Source organism: Streptomyces sp. NPDC086554 (assembly GCF_040686095.1).
Taxonomy (GTDB): Bacteria; Actinomycetota; Actinomycetes; order Streptomycetales; family Streptomycetaceae; genus Streptomyces.
The window spans coordinates 45581-57933 of the sequence record NZ_JBFBJK010000040.1 but is presented as its reverse complement, the minus strand read 5'-3'; the positions used below and the strand labels follow the sequence as shown (position 1 = coordinate 57933).

General features: G+C 62.8%; 22 protein-coding genes. 6 read left to right on the top strand and 16 right to left on the bottom strand.

Going from position 1 to position 12353, the window contains the following annotated elements; translation table 11 throughout:
• The coding region (locus tag AB0O76_RS40885; protein WP_365502266.1) for a lipase maturation factor family protein at positions 1-462 on the top strand (462 nt) is incomplete at its 5' end.
• 56 nt (positions 463-518) lie between these two features.
• On the opposite strand, the gene AB0O76_RS40880 is transcribed toward AB0O76_RS40885, so the two are convergent.
• Positions 519-707, bottom strand: a complete 189-nt coding sequence (locus AB0O76_RS40880; protein WP_365502264.1) for a DUF397 domain-containing protein — start codon at positions 705-707, stop codon at positions 519-521.
• The gene (locus AB0O76_RS40875; RefSeq protein WP_365502262.1) at positions 704-1519 is read right to left on the bottom strand and encodes a helix-turn-helix transcriptional regulator; all 816 of its coding nucleotides are present in this window, start codon (positions 1517-1519) and stop codon (positions 704-706) included. Before AB0O76_RS40875 ends, AB0O76_RS40880 begins: the two co-directional genes overlap by 4 nt.
• Before the next feature lie 258 nt (positions 1520-1777).
• Here AB0O76_RS40875 and AB0O76_RS40870 point away from each other — a divergent pair, with 258 nt between their 5' ends.
• The 5 genes from AB0O76_RS40870 to AB0O76_RS40850 all read left to right on the top strand — a co-directional run bounded on the left by AB0O76_RS40870 (position 1778) and on the right by AB0O76_RS40850 (position 4599).
• A complete protein-coding gene (locus AB0O76_RS40870; protein WP_365502260.1) occupies positions 1778-1930 on the top strand; it encodes a hypothetical protein in 153 nt (50 codons plus the stop codon).
• Positions 1927-2148, top strand: coding sequence for a hypothetical protein (locus AB0O76_RS40865; protein ID WP_365502258.1), 222 nt, complete (start codon positions 1927-1929; stop codon positions 2146-2148). The genes AB0O76_RS40870 and AB0O76_RS40865 overlap by 4 nt, the downstream gene beginning before the upstream one ends.
• 95 nt (positions 2149-2243) lie before the next feature.
• Positions 2244-2525: a putative ATP-grasp-modified RiPP gene (gene tgmA, locus AB0O76_RS40860; protein WP_365502254.1), complete on the top strand. Its 282-nt coding sequence runs from the start codon at positions 2244-2246 to the stop codon at positions 2523-2525.
• Positions 2522-3469, top strand: a complete 948-nt coding sequence (locus AB0O76_RS40855) for an MvdC/MvdD family ATP grasp protein (RefSeq protein ID WP_365502252.1) — start codon at positions 2522-2524, stop codon at positions 3467-3469. Before tgmA ends, AB0O76_RS40855 begins: the two co-directional genes overlap by 4 nt.
• A complete protein-coding gene (locus tag AB0O76_RS40850) occupies positions 3466-4599 on the top strand; it encodes a protein-L-isoaspartate(D-aspartate) O-methyltransferase (RefSeq protein WP_365502250.1) in 1134 nt (377 codons plus the stop codon). The genes AB0O76_RS40855 and AB0O76_RS40850 overlap by 4 nt, the downstream gene beginning before the upstream one ends.
• A 46-nt stretch (positions 4600-4645) precedes the next feature.
• On the opposite strand, the gene AB0O76_RS40845 is transcribed toward AB0O76_RS40850, so the two are convergent.
• The 14 genes from AB0O76_RS40845 to nrdJ form a co-directional block, all read right to left on the bottom strand.
• A complete protein-coding gene (locus tag AB0O76_RS40845; protein WP_365502248.1) occupies positions 4646-5089 on the bottom strand; it encodes a hypothetical protein in 444 nt (147 codons plus the stop codon).
• A gap of 100 nt (positions 5090-5189) precedes the next feature.
• Positions 5190-5567 (bottom strand): deaminase, encoded by a 378-nt coding sequence (locus tag AB0O76_RS40840; RefSeq protein WP_365502272.1) that lies wholly within the window; start codon positions 5565-5567, stop codon positions 5190-5192.
• Entirely contained in the window at positions 5567-5830 is a 264-nt protein-coding gene (locus tag AB0O76_RS40835) for a thioredoxin family protein (protein WP_365502246.1), read from the bottom strand. The genes AB0O76_RS40840 and AB0O76_RS40835 overlap by 1 nt, the downstream gene beginning before the upstream one ends.
• Positions 5827-6009 carry a hypothetical protein gene (locus AB0O76_RS40830; RefSeq protein ID WP_365502244.1) on the bottom strand — a complete coding sequence of 61 codons (183 nt, stop codon included), beginning with the start codon at positions 6007-6009 and terminating at the stop codon, positions 5827-5829. Before AB0O76_RS40830 ends, AB0O76_RS40835 begins: the two co-directional genes overlap by 4 nt.
• Complete coding sequence (locus AB0O76_RS40825) at positions 6006-6245, bottom strand: hypothetical protein (RefSeq protein WP_365502242.1); 240 nt, start codon at positions 6243-6245, stop codon at positions 6006-6008. Before AB0O76_RS40825 ends, AB0O76_RS40830 begins: the two co-directional genes overlap by 4 nt.
• The gene (locus AB0O76_RS40820) at positions 6242-8065 is read right to left on the bottom strand and encodes a DNA polymerase (RefSeq protein WP_365502240.1); all 1824 of its coding nucleotides are present in this window, start codon (positions 8063-8065) and stop codon (positions 6242-6244) included. Before AB0O76_RS40820 ends, AB0O76_RS40825 begins: the two co-directional genes overlap by 4 nt.
• 38 nt (positions 8066-8103) lie before the next feature.
• Positions 8104-8475, bottom strand: coding sequence for a hypothetical protein (locus tag AB0O76_RS40815; RefSeq protein WP_365502238.1), 372 nt, complete (start codon positions 8473-8475; stop codon positions 8104-8106).
• Positions 8472-8813 carry a hypothetical protein gene (locus tag AB0O76_RS40810; RefSeq protein ID WP_365502236.1) on the bottom strand — a complete coding sequence of 114 codons (342 nt, stop codon included), beginning with the start codon at positions 8811-8813 and terminating at the stop codon, positions 8472-8474. Before AB0O76_RS40810 ends, AB0O76_RS40815 begins: the two co-directional genes overlap by 4 nt.
• A gap of 1 nt (position 8814) precedes the next feature.
• Entirely contained in the window at positions 8815-8940 is a 126-nt protein-coding gene (locus AB0O76_RS40805; protein ID WP_365502234.1) for a hypothetical protein, read from the bottom strand.
• A complete protein-coding gene (locus AB0O76_RS40800; protein WP_365502232.1) occupies positions 8930-9361 on the bottom strand; it encodes a hypothetical protein in 432 nt (143 codons plus the stop codon). Before AB0O76_RS40800 ends, AB0O76_RS40805 begins: the two co-directional genes overlap by 11 nt.
• The gene (locus AB0O76_RS40795; protein WP_365502230.1) at positions 9358-9495 is read right to left on the bottom strand and encodes a hypothetical protein; all 138 of its coding nucleotides are present in this window, start codon (positions 9493-9495) and stop codon (positions 9358-9360) included. The genes AB0O76_RS40800 and AB0O76_RS40795 overlap by 4 nt, the downstream gene beginning before the upstream one ends.
• Entirely contained in the window at positions 9495-9656 is a 162-nt protein-coding gene (locus tag AB0O76_RS40790; RefSeq protein ID WP_365502228.1) for a hypothetical protein, read from the bottom strand. Before AB0O76_RS40790 ends, AB0O76_RS40795 begins: the two co-directional genes overlap by 1 nt.
• 75 nt (positions 9657-9731) lie before the next feature.
• Positions 9732-10196 carry a hypothetical protein gene (locus AB0O76_RS40785; RefSeq protein ID WP_365502226.1) on the bottom strand — a complete coding sequence of 155 codons (465 nt, stop codon included), beginning with the start codon at positions 10194-10196 and terminating at the stop codon, positions 9732-9734.
• Between the two features lie 143 nt (positions 10197-10339).
• Complete coding sequence (gene nrdJ, locus AB0O76_RS40780) at positions 10340-12346, bottom strand: ribonucleoside-triphosphate reductase, adenosylcobalamin-dependent (protein ID WP_365502224.1); 2007 nt, start codon at positions 12344-12346, stop codon at positions 10340-10342.
• Between the last annotated feature and the right edge of the window lie 7 nt (positions 12347-12353).

Here is a 12353-nt window from a genome sequence, read left to right as displayed (position 1 = left end):
GACTGGCACCAGTTGGATTGGTACAAGGAGCGTAGCAGCCAGGGGTACCAGGTACTTGAGGTCGCTGACCAGGAAGTTCCTGCCGACGCGGTGTGGCAGGAGTACGGCTTCCACGGCAAGCCCGACGACCCTCGGCGCTGGCCGCGACAGTTCGCACCCTTCCACTTGAGGCTTGATTGGCTGCTCTGGTTCGTGGCCCTCTCCCCGGCCTACGGTCGGTCGTGGTTCGAGGGCTTCATTCTGCGGCTACTCCTGAACGATCGGGACACGCTCAGGCTGCTGAGGTGCAACCCCTTCCCGGAGACGCCGCCGGCCTACGTCCGTGTGAGGGTCTTCCGCTACCGCTTCACGACCTGGCGGGAACTGCGGGAGACCCGAGCGTGCTGGCATCGAGAGTATGTACGCGACCTGACTCCACCTGTCCGTCTGCGCCCACCGAGCGAGCCTCACACCCCAACTTGAACGGCTGAACTAACCCCTTCCCTGCTGCGTCAGGGAAGGGGCAGTCTCTCGTGCCGCTACTTGGCGAAGTGGTCGACGAACGAGGTCCAGGCCGCCGCCGTCACCTTGATCTCCGGGATGGAGCGGTCCTTGCTGTCGCGGGCACGAACGACACCGGGAAGGTTCTCGTCGTGAACCTTGACCTCGACACAGTTGTCGTTGCTGCCGCTGTACGAGCTGATTTGCCACCTGGACTGCCGTGTCATTGCTGGTGCTTCCTTCGTGCGTCCCTCATGACCTGCGCCGACGCCTCGATGTCCAACGCGCCAGCCTGGATGCGATCGTAGATCCTCTGGAACCTATCCACATCGGTGGGCTCCTGGTAGTAGGTACCCGTATTGAAGCCTTCAGCGTAAGCGGAGCGGTTACCGTCCTTTGAAGTGATCAGGCTGATCGATCCGGGTACCGCAGGCTGGTCGGCGGGCAGCACCTGGATGTTCACGGTGGGACGCTCACCCATCGCCAGCAGTTGATCGAGCTGTTTCGCCATCACCTCACGGCTGCCGTGCACCTGGTAGAGGGCACTCTCTGTGAGCACCACCCACAGCCAGGGCGGGCTCTCGCGGTCAAAGACCTCCTGCCGCTCCATACGTCGTATGACGGAGTCCTCAAGCTCCTCAAGCCGGTCCGTGTAGTCCATCGACATCAGCGCCTTGGCGTACTCAGCCGTCTGAAGAAGTCCAGGCACGCCGAGCGAAAACTCGTGGATGGACTGGGCGCCTGCCTGGTCACGAAGGAAGAGCTTCGCATAGTCCTTGAACGCCTCGGCTCGGATCAGAGGCCACAGCTCCAGCAAGGCACCCTTGGCATCAAGCACCTGGTCGAGCTTCTCGGTCAACTGCCGGCCGGGCGGATCGTTCGCTGTCTCGATCGACGTGATACGCCCGGGACTGACGAAGACTTTGGCAGCTAGCTCAGCGGGCTCCCACCCCTTCGCCAGCCTCAACCTGCGGATCTTCGCCCCCAGAAGGTCTTCGACGCTCTTCTCAGGTGTCAGCTCCTTCGGCGGTCTCGCCATGGGCGCAGCTCCGTTTATTCGGGGTGGGAGAACGAATTTATTACCGCTGGTGATCGTAGGGCTACCCGTCCAAGGTGGTTGCTGAACAGGGAGGTTCGTCCTCTCAGGAAGCGAGCAACCATGCCTCCGAGCACCCTCCCGAAACGCCAACCCCAGCGCAGCGAGATCAACTTAGAGCACGTCAGCATCGCGCACGCCAGGGATGTGTACACGCGGCTGTACACGATCCTCCTGAGCCACGACGTCAACCTCCGGAGCATGAGCCTCCGGGAAGAAGCCCCGACCAACCCCCTGATCACCCTCGGCGGCTGCAACATCCCCACTGCCGAAAAGCTGATCGCGGCCCTGGAGAAGATCCCGTCCGACAAGCCCTCCGAGGAGGACGACCCTCCCGAGGAGGCCGGGGCGTGACCAACGCGACGGAATCGAAGCACTACCCGCCCAACACCAAGCCGACCTTGTGCACTCCGGAACAGATGGCAGTTGACGACTTCGTACGCCTCGGCGGCGAGTTCTTCCGGGTCCAGGACATGCGGGCGATGGGAGGCTCCTCGTCCCGTGTCCTGATCTTGGAGGACTACGGGCCGTGGGTGATGACCGGCAAGCGTGAGATCTATCGGCCCATCTGAGTCCCCTCAAGTTTCCGCCTCCCGCGCGACGCCACTTCTCGTCACACACCAGGCTCCTGTGGGAGGCGGATTCCAATCCAGACGGAAGGAACACGTTGAACCTGATCGAAGCACTGCCTTTAGGCCGGAGCGCGCCCGTCGCGCCCTGCCCCATAGGGCTGCGCCCATACGCGCTCGTCGGCGCACGGTTCACGACTGCGGAACTCAACGTGCCGCACGTCGAGACCCGCGTATACGACCCAGTGACGCAGACCGCGAGCTTGGAGGACGGGACACCGCTCACCGCGATGGCCACGAGTCAGAAGACCAACCCTGATGGCGACAAGGACAACCCCCCTCCCCACGACGAGGGCCCGGACCCTGGGTTCATCGAGTGACCGTCCTCGTGGTGGATAGCCCGTTCGAGGCCGGCACCGATCTCATCCTCGGCGAGCTGGCCTCGGCGGGCGTTCCCGTCTTCCGCATGGACACCGCGCAGTTCCCTGTGGAGTTGGAGTTCCGCGCCACCTTCGGCAACGGCCGCTGGGAAGGCGTCGTTTCAGACGCGTATCGGTCTGTACTCCTGTCCGGGATCAAGGCTGTGTACTGGAACAGGCCAGGAACATTCCAGTTCTCTGGCCTCTCGGAGGCCGATGAAAACTTCGCGCGCGGCGCCGCCCGTATCGGCTTTGGCGGCGTCCTAACGAGCCTTGAGGCCCCGTTCATGAACCACCCATCGAAGGCGTCGGCGGCAGAGTTCAAGCCTCGCCAGCTCCAGGTTGCTAGCGCGGCTGGCCTCACCGTGCCGCGGAGTCTGGTCACGACGGACGCGCAGGCCGTCAGACGCTTCGCCAAATTGGTCGATGCCCCCATCATCACGAAGCCACTGGGCATTCCGGTGGTGTCCCATGAGGCCGGGTACGAGCAGATGTACACCAGGGTCGTCGATCTCGGCTCTCTCAGTGGGGTGAGCATGACGGCTCACCTGTTCCAGGAGCAGGTGGAGAAGGACTTCGAGGTCCGGCTGATCTTCGTAGGCAACGAGTGTCACAGTGCCCGGATCGACGCCGGAAGCGAACAGGCACTGATCGATTGGCGGACCGACTACGACTCGCTCACGGTCGCCCCGATCGCAACACCCTGCGCAATCGAGAACGCCATGAAACGCTACGCGGCCGTGATGGATCTCGCATACTTCGCGGCCGACTTCATCGTTCGTCCGTCTGGGGAGTGGGTCTTCCTGGAGGCCAACCCCTCTGGCCAGTGGGCCTGGGCCAACTCCCCCGACCTCCCCCTAGCCGCCGCAATCTCCCGCACCCTGGAGGACTGGTGCCACACGTGAACTGGGAACACCACGCACGCGAGCTCGCCGCCGCGCTCGAAGCCTCTGAGGACCTGAAGTCCGCTCCGCTACGGGAGGCCGTGATCGGCACTCCTCGCCACATCTTCCTGCCGCACTACTTCGAGGCCAGGGAAGGCACACCAACTCTCTGGGTGGAACGTACGGAAGCTGATGGCGACGCTTGGCGGAAGCCGATCTACTCGAACACGACACTGGTGACGGAACTCGACCGGGAGACCGCCAAGCAAGTGGAGGGCGGCTGGAACGGGTACCCGACCTCCTCAAGCACTCAACCTGGCCTCGTAGTTCGGATGCTGGAAGCGCTCGATATTCGGCCGGCCCACACTGTCCTTGATGCAGGTCTGGGGACGGGGTACCAGGCCGCTCTGATCGCTAACTGCCTACGCGACTCTCATCAGTTGGCGACGACCGATATTGGTTCCACTGAGCTGGCTCATGAACGCCTGGACGCGTTGGGCTACAGCCCCACAGTGGTCCGGGCCGATGCCACTAAGCGGGAGTGGCAGAGGCAGTTCGACAGGATGGTCTTCTCCTTTGGTCTGCCACGGGTGACGCACACGATCCGACAGGCTGTCGCTCCGGGCGGGCGAATCATCGCGAACGTCTTCGGTCCAATCAGCTCAGGTCTAGCGGTGTTGGATGCCCAAAAGGAAGGCATGCTTGAAGGCCGCTTCCTGACGCGCGGAGGCTCCTTCATGCCTGCCAGACACGATCACCGTGACGTGCCCGAGGCCGACCTGTCGTCGGCGGCTGAAGGGTGGACGGACGTGCCGGTGGCCGACTTCGACGACTACCACTTCCTGTTCCTGCTCGCTGCGCACCTTCCAGGCGTCAATCTCCAGTACGGCGTCGAGGAGGGTCAGTTCATGCGCCGCCTGGTACTGCCCGATGGCCGTTGGGGGGAAGCCGTGTATGTGGCACAGGAGGGGGCTCGCCCTCAATTCCGTGAGCAGGGCGAGGAGGTCTGGGAGAACGTCGAGAGGGTCTGGTCTTGGTGGACGAGCAAGGGCCGACCTCGCTGCGATGAGTTCGGGCTTACGGTCGACAGCGACGGGACACATCGCCTCTGGTACCAGACCCCGAAGGGTGAGTCCTGGGTGCTGAGTTGATCCAACACGAAAGGCCCCCTCCGAAGAGGGGGCCTTTCTCTTGGAGTCACTCGCCGCTGTTGGCATCCTCGAACTTCTTGACGAACTCGGGCGTTGCCCTGAGGTGGACGAACTTGGCAAGGGCGTCGCCGTGGAGCTTCTTCTCGTACGCGTCGCTCACCCATGCAGGGATTCGGCCAGCGGAGCTGAGCGGGAGCTTCGGCTTGTCCAACTTGGCCGCCCACAGGCGAAGCTCAGCCGAGTCAGGCCCAGAGGAACCACGCTGCACGGCCCTGGCCGTAGTCCGGGCTGCCTGCGGTTCCGGCTTCTCGGGCACGACCTCGATCTCGTGCTCCTCCAGCGTCGCCAGGAGCTTTTCGTGGGCGGCGTTGAACGCCTTGTACTCCTTGCGAATCTGCTCGATGACCTTCGGGTCAGTCACCTCGCCCTGGTACTCGTCCTCGCCCACGGTGAGGCGAATGACCTGCACTACCTGAAGGTCGTCCGACATGTTTCACTCCTAGGATTCGCAACCGCAGCCGACGCATCACACACCAACTGCCGATCACCGTATCGTATCGGTACCAGACACGATCGGTGGTTCCGTCGTCCTAGTAGACGACCTTCCGAATCCCGGATGACCTGATCAGTTTTGTGCAGTCCTTGCATGGGGATCGGGTTATGTAGATCGTTGCGTCCTGGCAGCCCAACCAGTCTGCGTAGAGGAGCGCGTTGGCCTCGGCGTGAGTCTCAATACAGTCTTCGTATGAGGCGCCGGAGGGGACTTCCGACTGGCATCGCGGGCACTCTCCAGCGCTGCACGACGGACCTCCTGGATACGATCCGTTGTATCCCGTAGAGCGGATTCTCCGGTCAGGGCCGACCACCACAGCTCCGACGCGGCAGCGGCGACAATCGCCTCGTAGAGCGACAGCTTGAGCGATTCCAAGGAAGTACGTGTCCCAGTCTGGGCGGTCGTCAAGGTTCATCATCCCTTGGTCGCCTTGAAGAATTCAACGAGGTCGGCCTGACTCTTCATTCCGGCCAGCCGGCCTATGTGCTCTCCGTCTCGGTGAGCCACCAGAGTGGGTACCGAGGCCACGTCGAACCGGTACCGGCGCCGGTCACCTCCGTCCATCACATCGGACTCTTCGATCACGACATCAGCGACGATGGCTTCCTGAATGATCACGGGCTTCATTCGCTTACAGGAGTGGCAGGTGGGGGACGTGAAAACGATGTACTCGGTCACTCGGCAGCCTCGCGGTTCTTCATGTCGTAGTCGGCGGCGTCCATCAGCTTTTGCAGGGTGACTTCGTTGCCTGTGCAGCAGAGGCACCCGCCTTCCGCCACGGTTTCTCCGGACGGGTCGTGGATGAGCATGGTGAAGCCCTCTTCGCCGCCCTCTACGTAGTAGTCCTCGTAGCTCACGCGCCGGCCTCCGCTTCCTGCGGGGCGATCATGATGAGCTGCCAGAAGTCGGCTCCCATGGCTTCGGCCAGGTCCCTGGGGCAGCCCCACTCCTTGGCTTCCTTGATGATGAGCCCGGTCAACCGTGCCGTCTTCAGGCCAAGTTCCGCGGCGTTGCCGAGAACGCGTTCGTTCATCTCGGTCTGAAGGTTGTCCATCAGTTCTGCGAAGCCGTCCGTGTTCTTGTCGTCATTCATACTGCCTCCCGGTGGATCACGTCGCAGAGGTCGCAGTACTGGCCCTCGGCCATGTATCCGCAGCCCCAGCTCTTTCCGTATACGGAAACGTCGGTATCGATGAGTACGCCGCTCATGGTTTCCTTCATGATCTGAGCGGCCTTGGTGGTTGCTTTCAGTGCGTGCTCGGCGGGGAATTGGAAGATCACTTCGTCATGCACCGGAAGCAGGCAGTAGGGGCCGTATCCGGCCTTCTGGAGCCGAAGGATTGCTCGACCTGTCACGTCCCTCGAAGCGCTCTGCACGGCGTAGTTCAAGGCGGCGTATGGGCGCCGCTTGTCTACGTACAGGCGTCGTCCCGTGTTGGTGACGATGTAGCCCTTGCGGCGCGCTTCGCGCTGAAGTTCCTCGGAGTACTGCTCGACGCCAGGGAAGACCTTGAAGAATCCCTTGATGGCTCGCTCAGCGACTTCCCGAGTGACGTCCGCCTGCGCCATGAGGGCGGCCGGCCCGCCCCCGTACACGGTCAGGAAGTTGGTCATCTTGCCTGTGCCGCGATCAACCTCGGCGGCATCCGCAGTGATCTGGTGAAGGTCGGCTCCCTCTCGGAACGCCTTCTTCATCGCCTTGTCTCCCGACAGGGCGGCGAGCACTCGGAGTTCCTGCGCCTTGTAGTCAACTGCGCAGATCGTCATGCCTTCATCGGCAACGAAGCCGCGGCGAACCAACGAGTCCCCCGAGGGGAACGTCTGCGCCGGGATCGCTCCGGAGATTGACATCCGAGCTGTCCGGGCGCCGGTTGAGTTGATCCCGGCGTGCAGCCTGTCTTCCGCATCCCGGTTGCTCAGCGCATTGTCGAACCACGTGCTCTTGGCCTTGGCTGCCTTCTTGCCCTGGTAGATCGCCTCGCAGAGCGGGTCTTCGAGGTGGGCCTTCAACAGGTGGTCATCGACCTTCGGCTGACCGGTGGGGGTCCGCTCGGTGATGGCGATGCCACGGGCGACGATCGCTTCCCCGACCTGCTTGGGGCTGTTGATGTTCTCCAGTCCGAGCCGGGCGGCAACGTCCTTGAAGTGGACCTCGGTCTCCGCCAGCTCGTTGGCGCGGTCCCGGATGTACGGCACGTCGGCCTTGATGCCTCGCCGCACCATGTAGGCGCAGGCGGCGGCCAGCTCGTGCTCGTAGGGGACGAGCTTGCGGGCCGTGGCCGGAATCTTGGGCTTGAGGAGCTTGGCCAAGCGGTACGCGAGGATGGGGTCCATGCCTGCGTAGAGGTTGAAGCCCTCATGATCCAAGGGGATCACGGGCCAGACTTCCGCCTTCTTGACCTTCAGCTCCTTGGCAATGGCGGTCATCGAGCCCTTCACCTCATCGGCCACGTCTGCTGAGAGGTAGTGGCGGGTGAGTTCTTCGAGCGAGTGACCTATGCCGCCGTCTTTCCGGCCCCGGCTGTCCACTAGGTGGGCGATGATGCGGCTGTCGAGCAGGCGGGGGAAGACCATCTCGGCCTTGACCCCCCAGACTCGATCCATGCAGAGGACGTCGAACGTGCCGTTCTGCATGACGAGCTTCTTGACCCAACTCACGGCCTTGATGGCGTCTTCTTGGAAGAGGCCGCCCCGCTCCACGGGGAGGACGTAGCTCTCGTACTCGTTGCCGAACTGGGCGAGCCGAATACGGAACCCGTCCTCCCACCAGGAGAGGCCGTCGGTCTCCGTGTCGAACCCAAGGACGCTGTGGTTGGCCTCGACAAAGCGGTGAAACTCCGGGAGGTCAGATTCATCTTCAACGATGTTGATTCGCACCAGATCTGTTTTAACCTTGTACTCGATGATCTTCATTTAGATTCTCCCATATCTCACACTCCAACTTGCTGCGCTCAAAAAGGCGGCCCCTCTGCCTTGATGCGGGCCTCCATGCGGTCGAGAGCGCGGCCGACCGTGCTGGGGTGGACCTCGTAGGCCCTGGCGATTTCGTGGTACGTGCAGCCCACGTCGTTGTAGAGCTGCCAGATCTCTTCGAGGTCGTTCTCGTCCAACTTGGGACGGTTGTCCTTGACCTGGGACAGGGCCTCGCACTTGACCTCCAGCTCCGAGTACTCCTTCGCGGAGATATCAAGCTGTTCCTCAAGCTGGTCGCAGTACTCGTTGAGCCGGCCGATCGAGTTGAGGTGGTTCTGAACGGTGCGCTGCGACAGTTCGAGGGCCGCGGCGAGGTTCCGGATCTCCTCGTTCTTCTTGCGGTAGATCACTTGAGGATTCCTTCCGTCACACCGTCCTTGTAATGAATGAACCCCTCGTATCCGTCGATCCACTTCATCGAGAACTCGTGGTCCAGGTGCTCACTGGCCGGGCTGCCGTAGATGGCGGGGAAGTCCTCGGCGTCGTCGTCATCGAGGTAGTCAGACCACCGGTTGCCGCAGCAGGAGCAGTCGTTGTCGCCGTCGAAGTAGAGGCCGATCTCTTCGGCTCGGTCGATGGCGTCCTTCGGGGAGTCGGCCTCGATGATGACGAAGTGGCTGATGCCGGCCGACTCGTCGTAGTCGAACCCGCCTCCGGAGTTGTTCTGGTTGAAGGTGAAGAACGGCATGTCAGTACGTCCCGTCCAGGGTCGAGGGGAATTCGGTCTCGTCGGTGTCGGGTCCGATGCGCCGTTCGACCGTCATGTTGTTGTGGTCAAAGACGTGCTGGGGGACCTCAGTCCAGTCAGCGAACACCGGCAGCCCCCAGGGCGGCGTCGATCTCGTTCAGGCGCTCCTCGGCGCCCAGGCCCTCTTCCCAGGCCATCTCTCGGGCGGCGTCGGCCTTGATGCCTTCGAGGCGGCGCTTGCGCTCCGAGAGGTGCTTGACGAGGCTCACGTACCGGTGACCGCCTCCGCCCTGGGCGGCCTTGGCCTTGGTGAGGTCTGCGGTGAGGGTCCGGGAGTGCGCCCGCTCCTGCTCGTACCGGTTGAGCCAGTACCGCTTGGCGGTCTCGGCGGCGTCGGCCTTCCGAGTGGCCTCGGCAAGGTCGCGGCGAAGCGTCTCGATGAGTGCCTTGTTCTCTTCCTTGACCTCGATCGTGACCTTGTCGAGCGGTACGTTCATGAGGTCCATCTGCGAGTTCTCGCGCTCGTACTGGACGTTCCAGATGCTCATTCGTTGTCTCCAGGGGTTTCGCAGGCCGGGCAGAAGGCTTCGAGGTAGGGGGCTTCGGTGCGGTCGTATTGCTCGACAAAGGAGAAGCCGCAGTCGCACTGGTAGAAGCCGAGGGTGTCTACGAGGTCAGCCATTACGGGGCGACTCGTCCGTGCTTCACGAAGTGCTCGTGGGTGACGGGCATGAGGCGCTTGAACTCGGCTTCCATCTGGTCGGCAACCATCTGGATCTCGACCTGAGGGAAGCTCTTGTACTTGGCGTCGTCGCTCTTGGTGCGCGGGCTCAGGAAGTGCATGAAACTCTTGGGGTGGACGGGGGCCGGGAGGAGACCCAGCCCCCACGTCTCACACTCCAACTTGAAGTGATGAATTTACTTGCCGTTGAACCACTCGATGAAGTCGCAGCCGCCACCCGAGCGCCAGTCGCGAACCTTTTCGGCGCACTTGTAGGCGCGGTACGGCTTGCCGAACTTGTTCGTGCCCCACTCGGTGTAGGAGCTGGGCTCGCCACACTCACACTCGGGGCCAGGGCCGGGGTCGTTGGACTTCTGGACCTTGCCACCGGAGAAGGAGTTCTTCTGGCCACCGGAGGCCGCAGCCGGGGCCTTGGCGCCCTTCTCGCTCGCGTTCAGCTCGCTGTTGAACGACTGGATCTTGGCCATGCGCTTCATGAGCGAGGCGAGCCGCTGGCCCTCGGCTTCGAGGAGCTGATCCATCTCGGTGACGGTGCCAGCCCGGAGGACCAGGAGGGAGGCGTCGTAGCCGGTGCCGCCCTTGAAGGAGAGGGTGACGCCTTCCTGAGTGTGGGCGGTGGCTGCGGTGGCGGTAGTGGTCACAGGCGACTCCTTGGCGTTCTCAGTGGTGGGATTCTTCGTGGGATCGTCCCACGGGGAGGTGTTTCCGAACGGACTCTCGCTCATATATTTATCCTCTCACAATAGGTCTCACACTCCAACTTGCGGAGCTGTGAATAGGGTCACTAGATGGGGCAGGCTCCGGAAGCGCAAACCTCGTCGTAGCCGGTATCTGCTGCGGTTTCGCCAATGAATGCGATGGCGTCGAGATACGCTTCCTTGCTGATTCGCTGATAGGGCGCCTGGTCTCGGCTCAGCTCGGGAAAGATGGTCGTTCCCTTGAGGGCCGGCAGGAAGCTCTCCAGCACCCGTCGTACGTCGTTGAGGCTGTACTTCTCGGGATCGACGGAGGCTGTGTAGGACACGGCCTGGTCCGCCCAGAGGTCCTGGTAGAGCTTCTGGACCGAGAGCATCTGCTCAAGGGTCAACTCCCCCGTGTGCTCGAAGAACTCGGCGTTCTCCGTGTCCTCTGCGAGGAGCGGGTCCACGGTCGGGATCTCGATGACCGTGGTGTTCGCCGCGTAGATGCACGGCTCGGTGTGGTAGCCCTTCTTCTTGTACTCCTCGATCTGTGCGGCCTCGTTGGGCTCGATGTTGGAGAACCGGATGCGTCGCAGGAAGTAGCCCGCGAACGGTGCGTGGATGCCTTCTCCGGAGGCGGAGGCGAGCTTGCTCGTGGTGCCGGTGGGGGCGATCACGCGCTTCTTGATGGGGACGGGGATGCGCAGTTCGTTGGCGTACTCCGCGGCGGCCTCGTCCACGACCTTGGCGAACGCCTTGAGGTCGTACCGGACCTCGAAGGAGTACGGCGCGGAGCTGTACTTGATGCCCTGCTTGATCAGGTAGTCCGCGAATCCGAGGTGTCCGACGCCGATGCGCCGATACTTCTGGATGGCCGCGTACGACTTCGGATCGGCCACCTTGGCGAAGGTCGCTCGTATCAGATAGCGCGTCGCTAGACGGTGTGCTTCAGTCAGTCCGTCGAAGTCCGGGTCGCCCTCATGAACGAACGAACCGAGGTTGACAGAGCCCAAGTTACATGGTTCGGCAGGGAGCAGAAGAGCTTCTCCGCACGGATTTGTGGTGAAGGTTCCGTCCACCTCGCCGACGTTGGAGAGTGAGCGATTCCAGAAGCCTGGTTCACCCGATCCGAGAGCGCCTTCAGCGAGGGCGTTCATGATCTTGTTGGCACGTTCGTTCCGACCATCGAGAGCCCGAATGAACGCGTTGTCGATCTCGACCGAGATATTCGTCGTCCACATCGCGGTCTGGTCACCGCTCTTGCACTTCAGGAACTCCTCAATCAGGGTGTCGTTCCACGCCATGATGCTCATGCGGGCCGAACGCCTCACGCCGCCCGCCACGATGGCCATCGCAATCTGGTGGTCGATCGCCATGGCGTCCATGCCGGTCATCCGCCAGCCCGCGGCCTCGGTCAAGATCTCTCCGACGTTGACCAGCATTCGTGCCAGCGGCTCAGGCCCACTGGCCGTGCCGCCGAACTTCTTGAGCGCGGCGCCCTTGGGCCTGACCCTGGTCACGTCGTAGACGCGGTTCTCGTGCTTCATCGCCGGATCGTGGGCGGTGCGGATCAGGTCGCCCAGGGCGTCTGCCCAGCCCTCGCGTGAGTCCTCCACGCTGTAGGCCCCGGCCCACTCGTAGTCGTACTCGGTGCTGATGAGCCCGGCCTCGGCCAGATTCTCGTAGTCCTGGTGGCTGGGGTCGCAGACGATGTGGACCTTCATGGCGTTCTCGATGACGGGGAAGCCGTAGAAGTACCGGGAGCTGTAGTTGCTGCCGACGCCGCCGCCTTCGGCCAGGCGGAGGAGCGTAAACGTGAAGTGCTCCTCGGGCTGCTCGGCGTCCCAGCCGCTTGCCCAGCAGTTGTTCAGCGCGAAGTCGTTTACGCCGCTGCTCTTGAGGTGCCGGCCTGCGGGCAGGAACTTGAAGTTCTGGATGAGGTGGATCAGTCGCTCGCGCTCGCCCTCCTCGATGTAGCGGGGCTCGACCAGGGCGAGGTTGCCGTTCACAACGCGCTCGACGGTTTCGGGCCAGGTCTCCATCTCGCCGTTCGGCTTCTTGCGGGAGTAGGTGCGCTTGAAGACGGTCTCGGCGGTCTCGGTCTTGAACAAGTGGTTC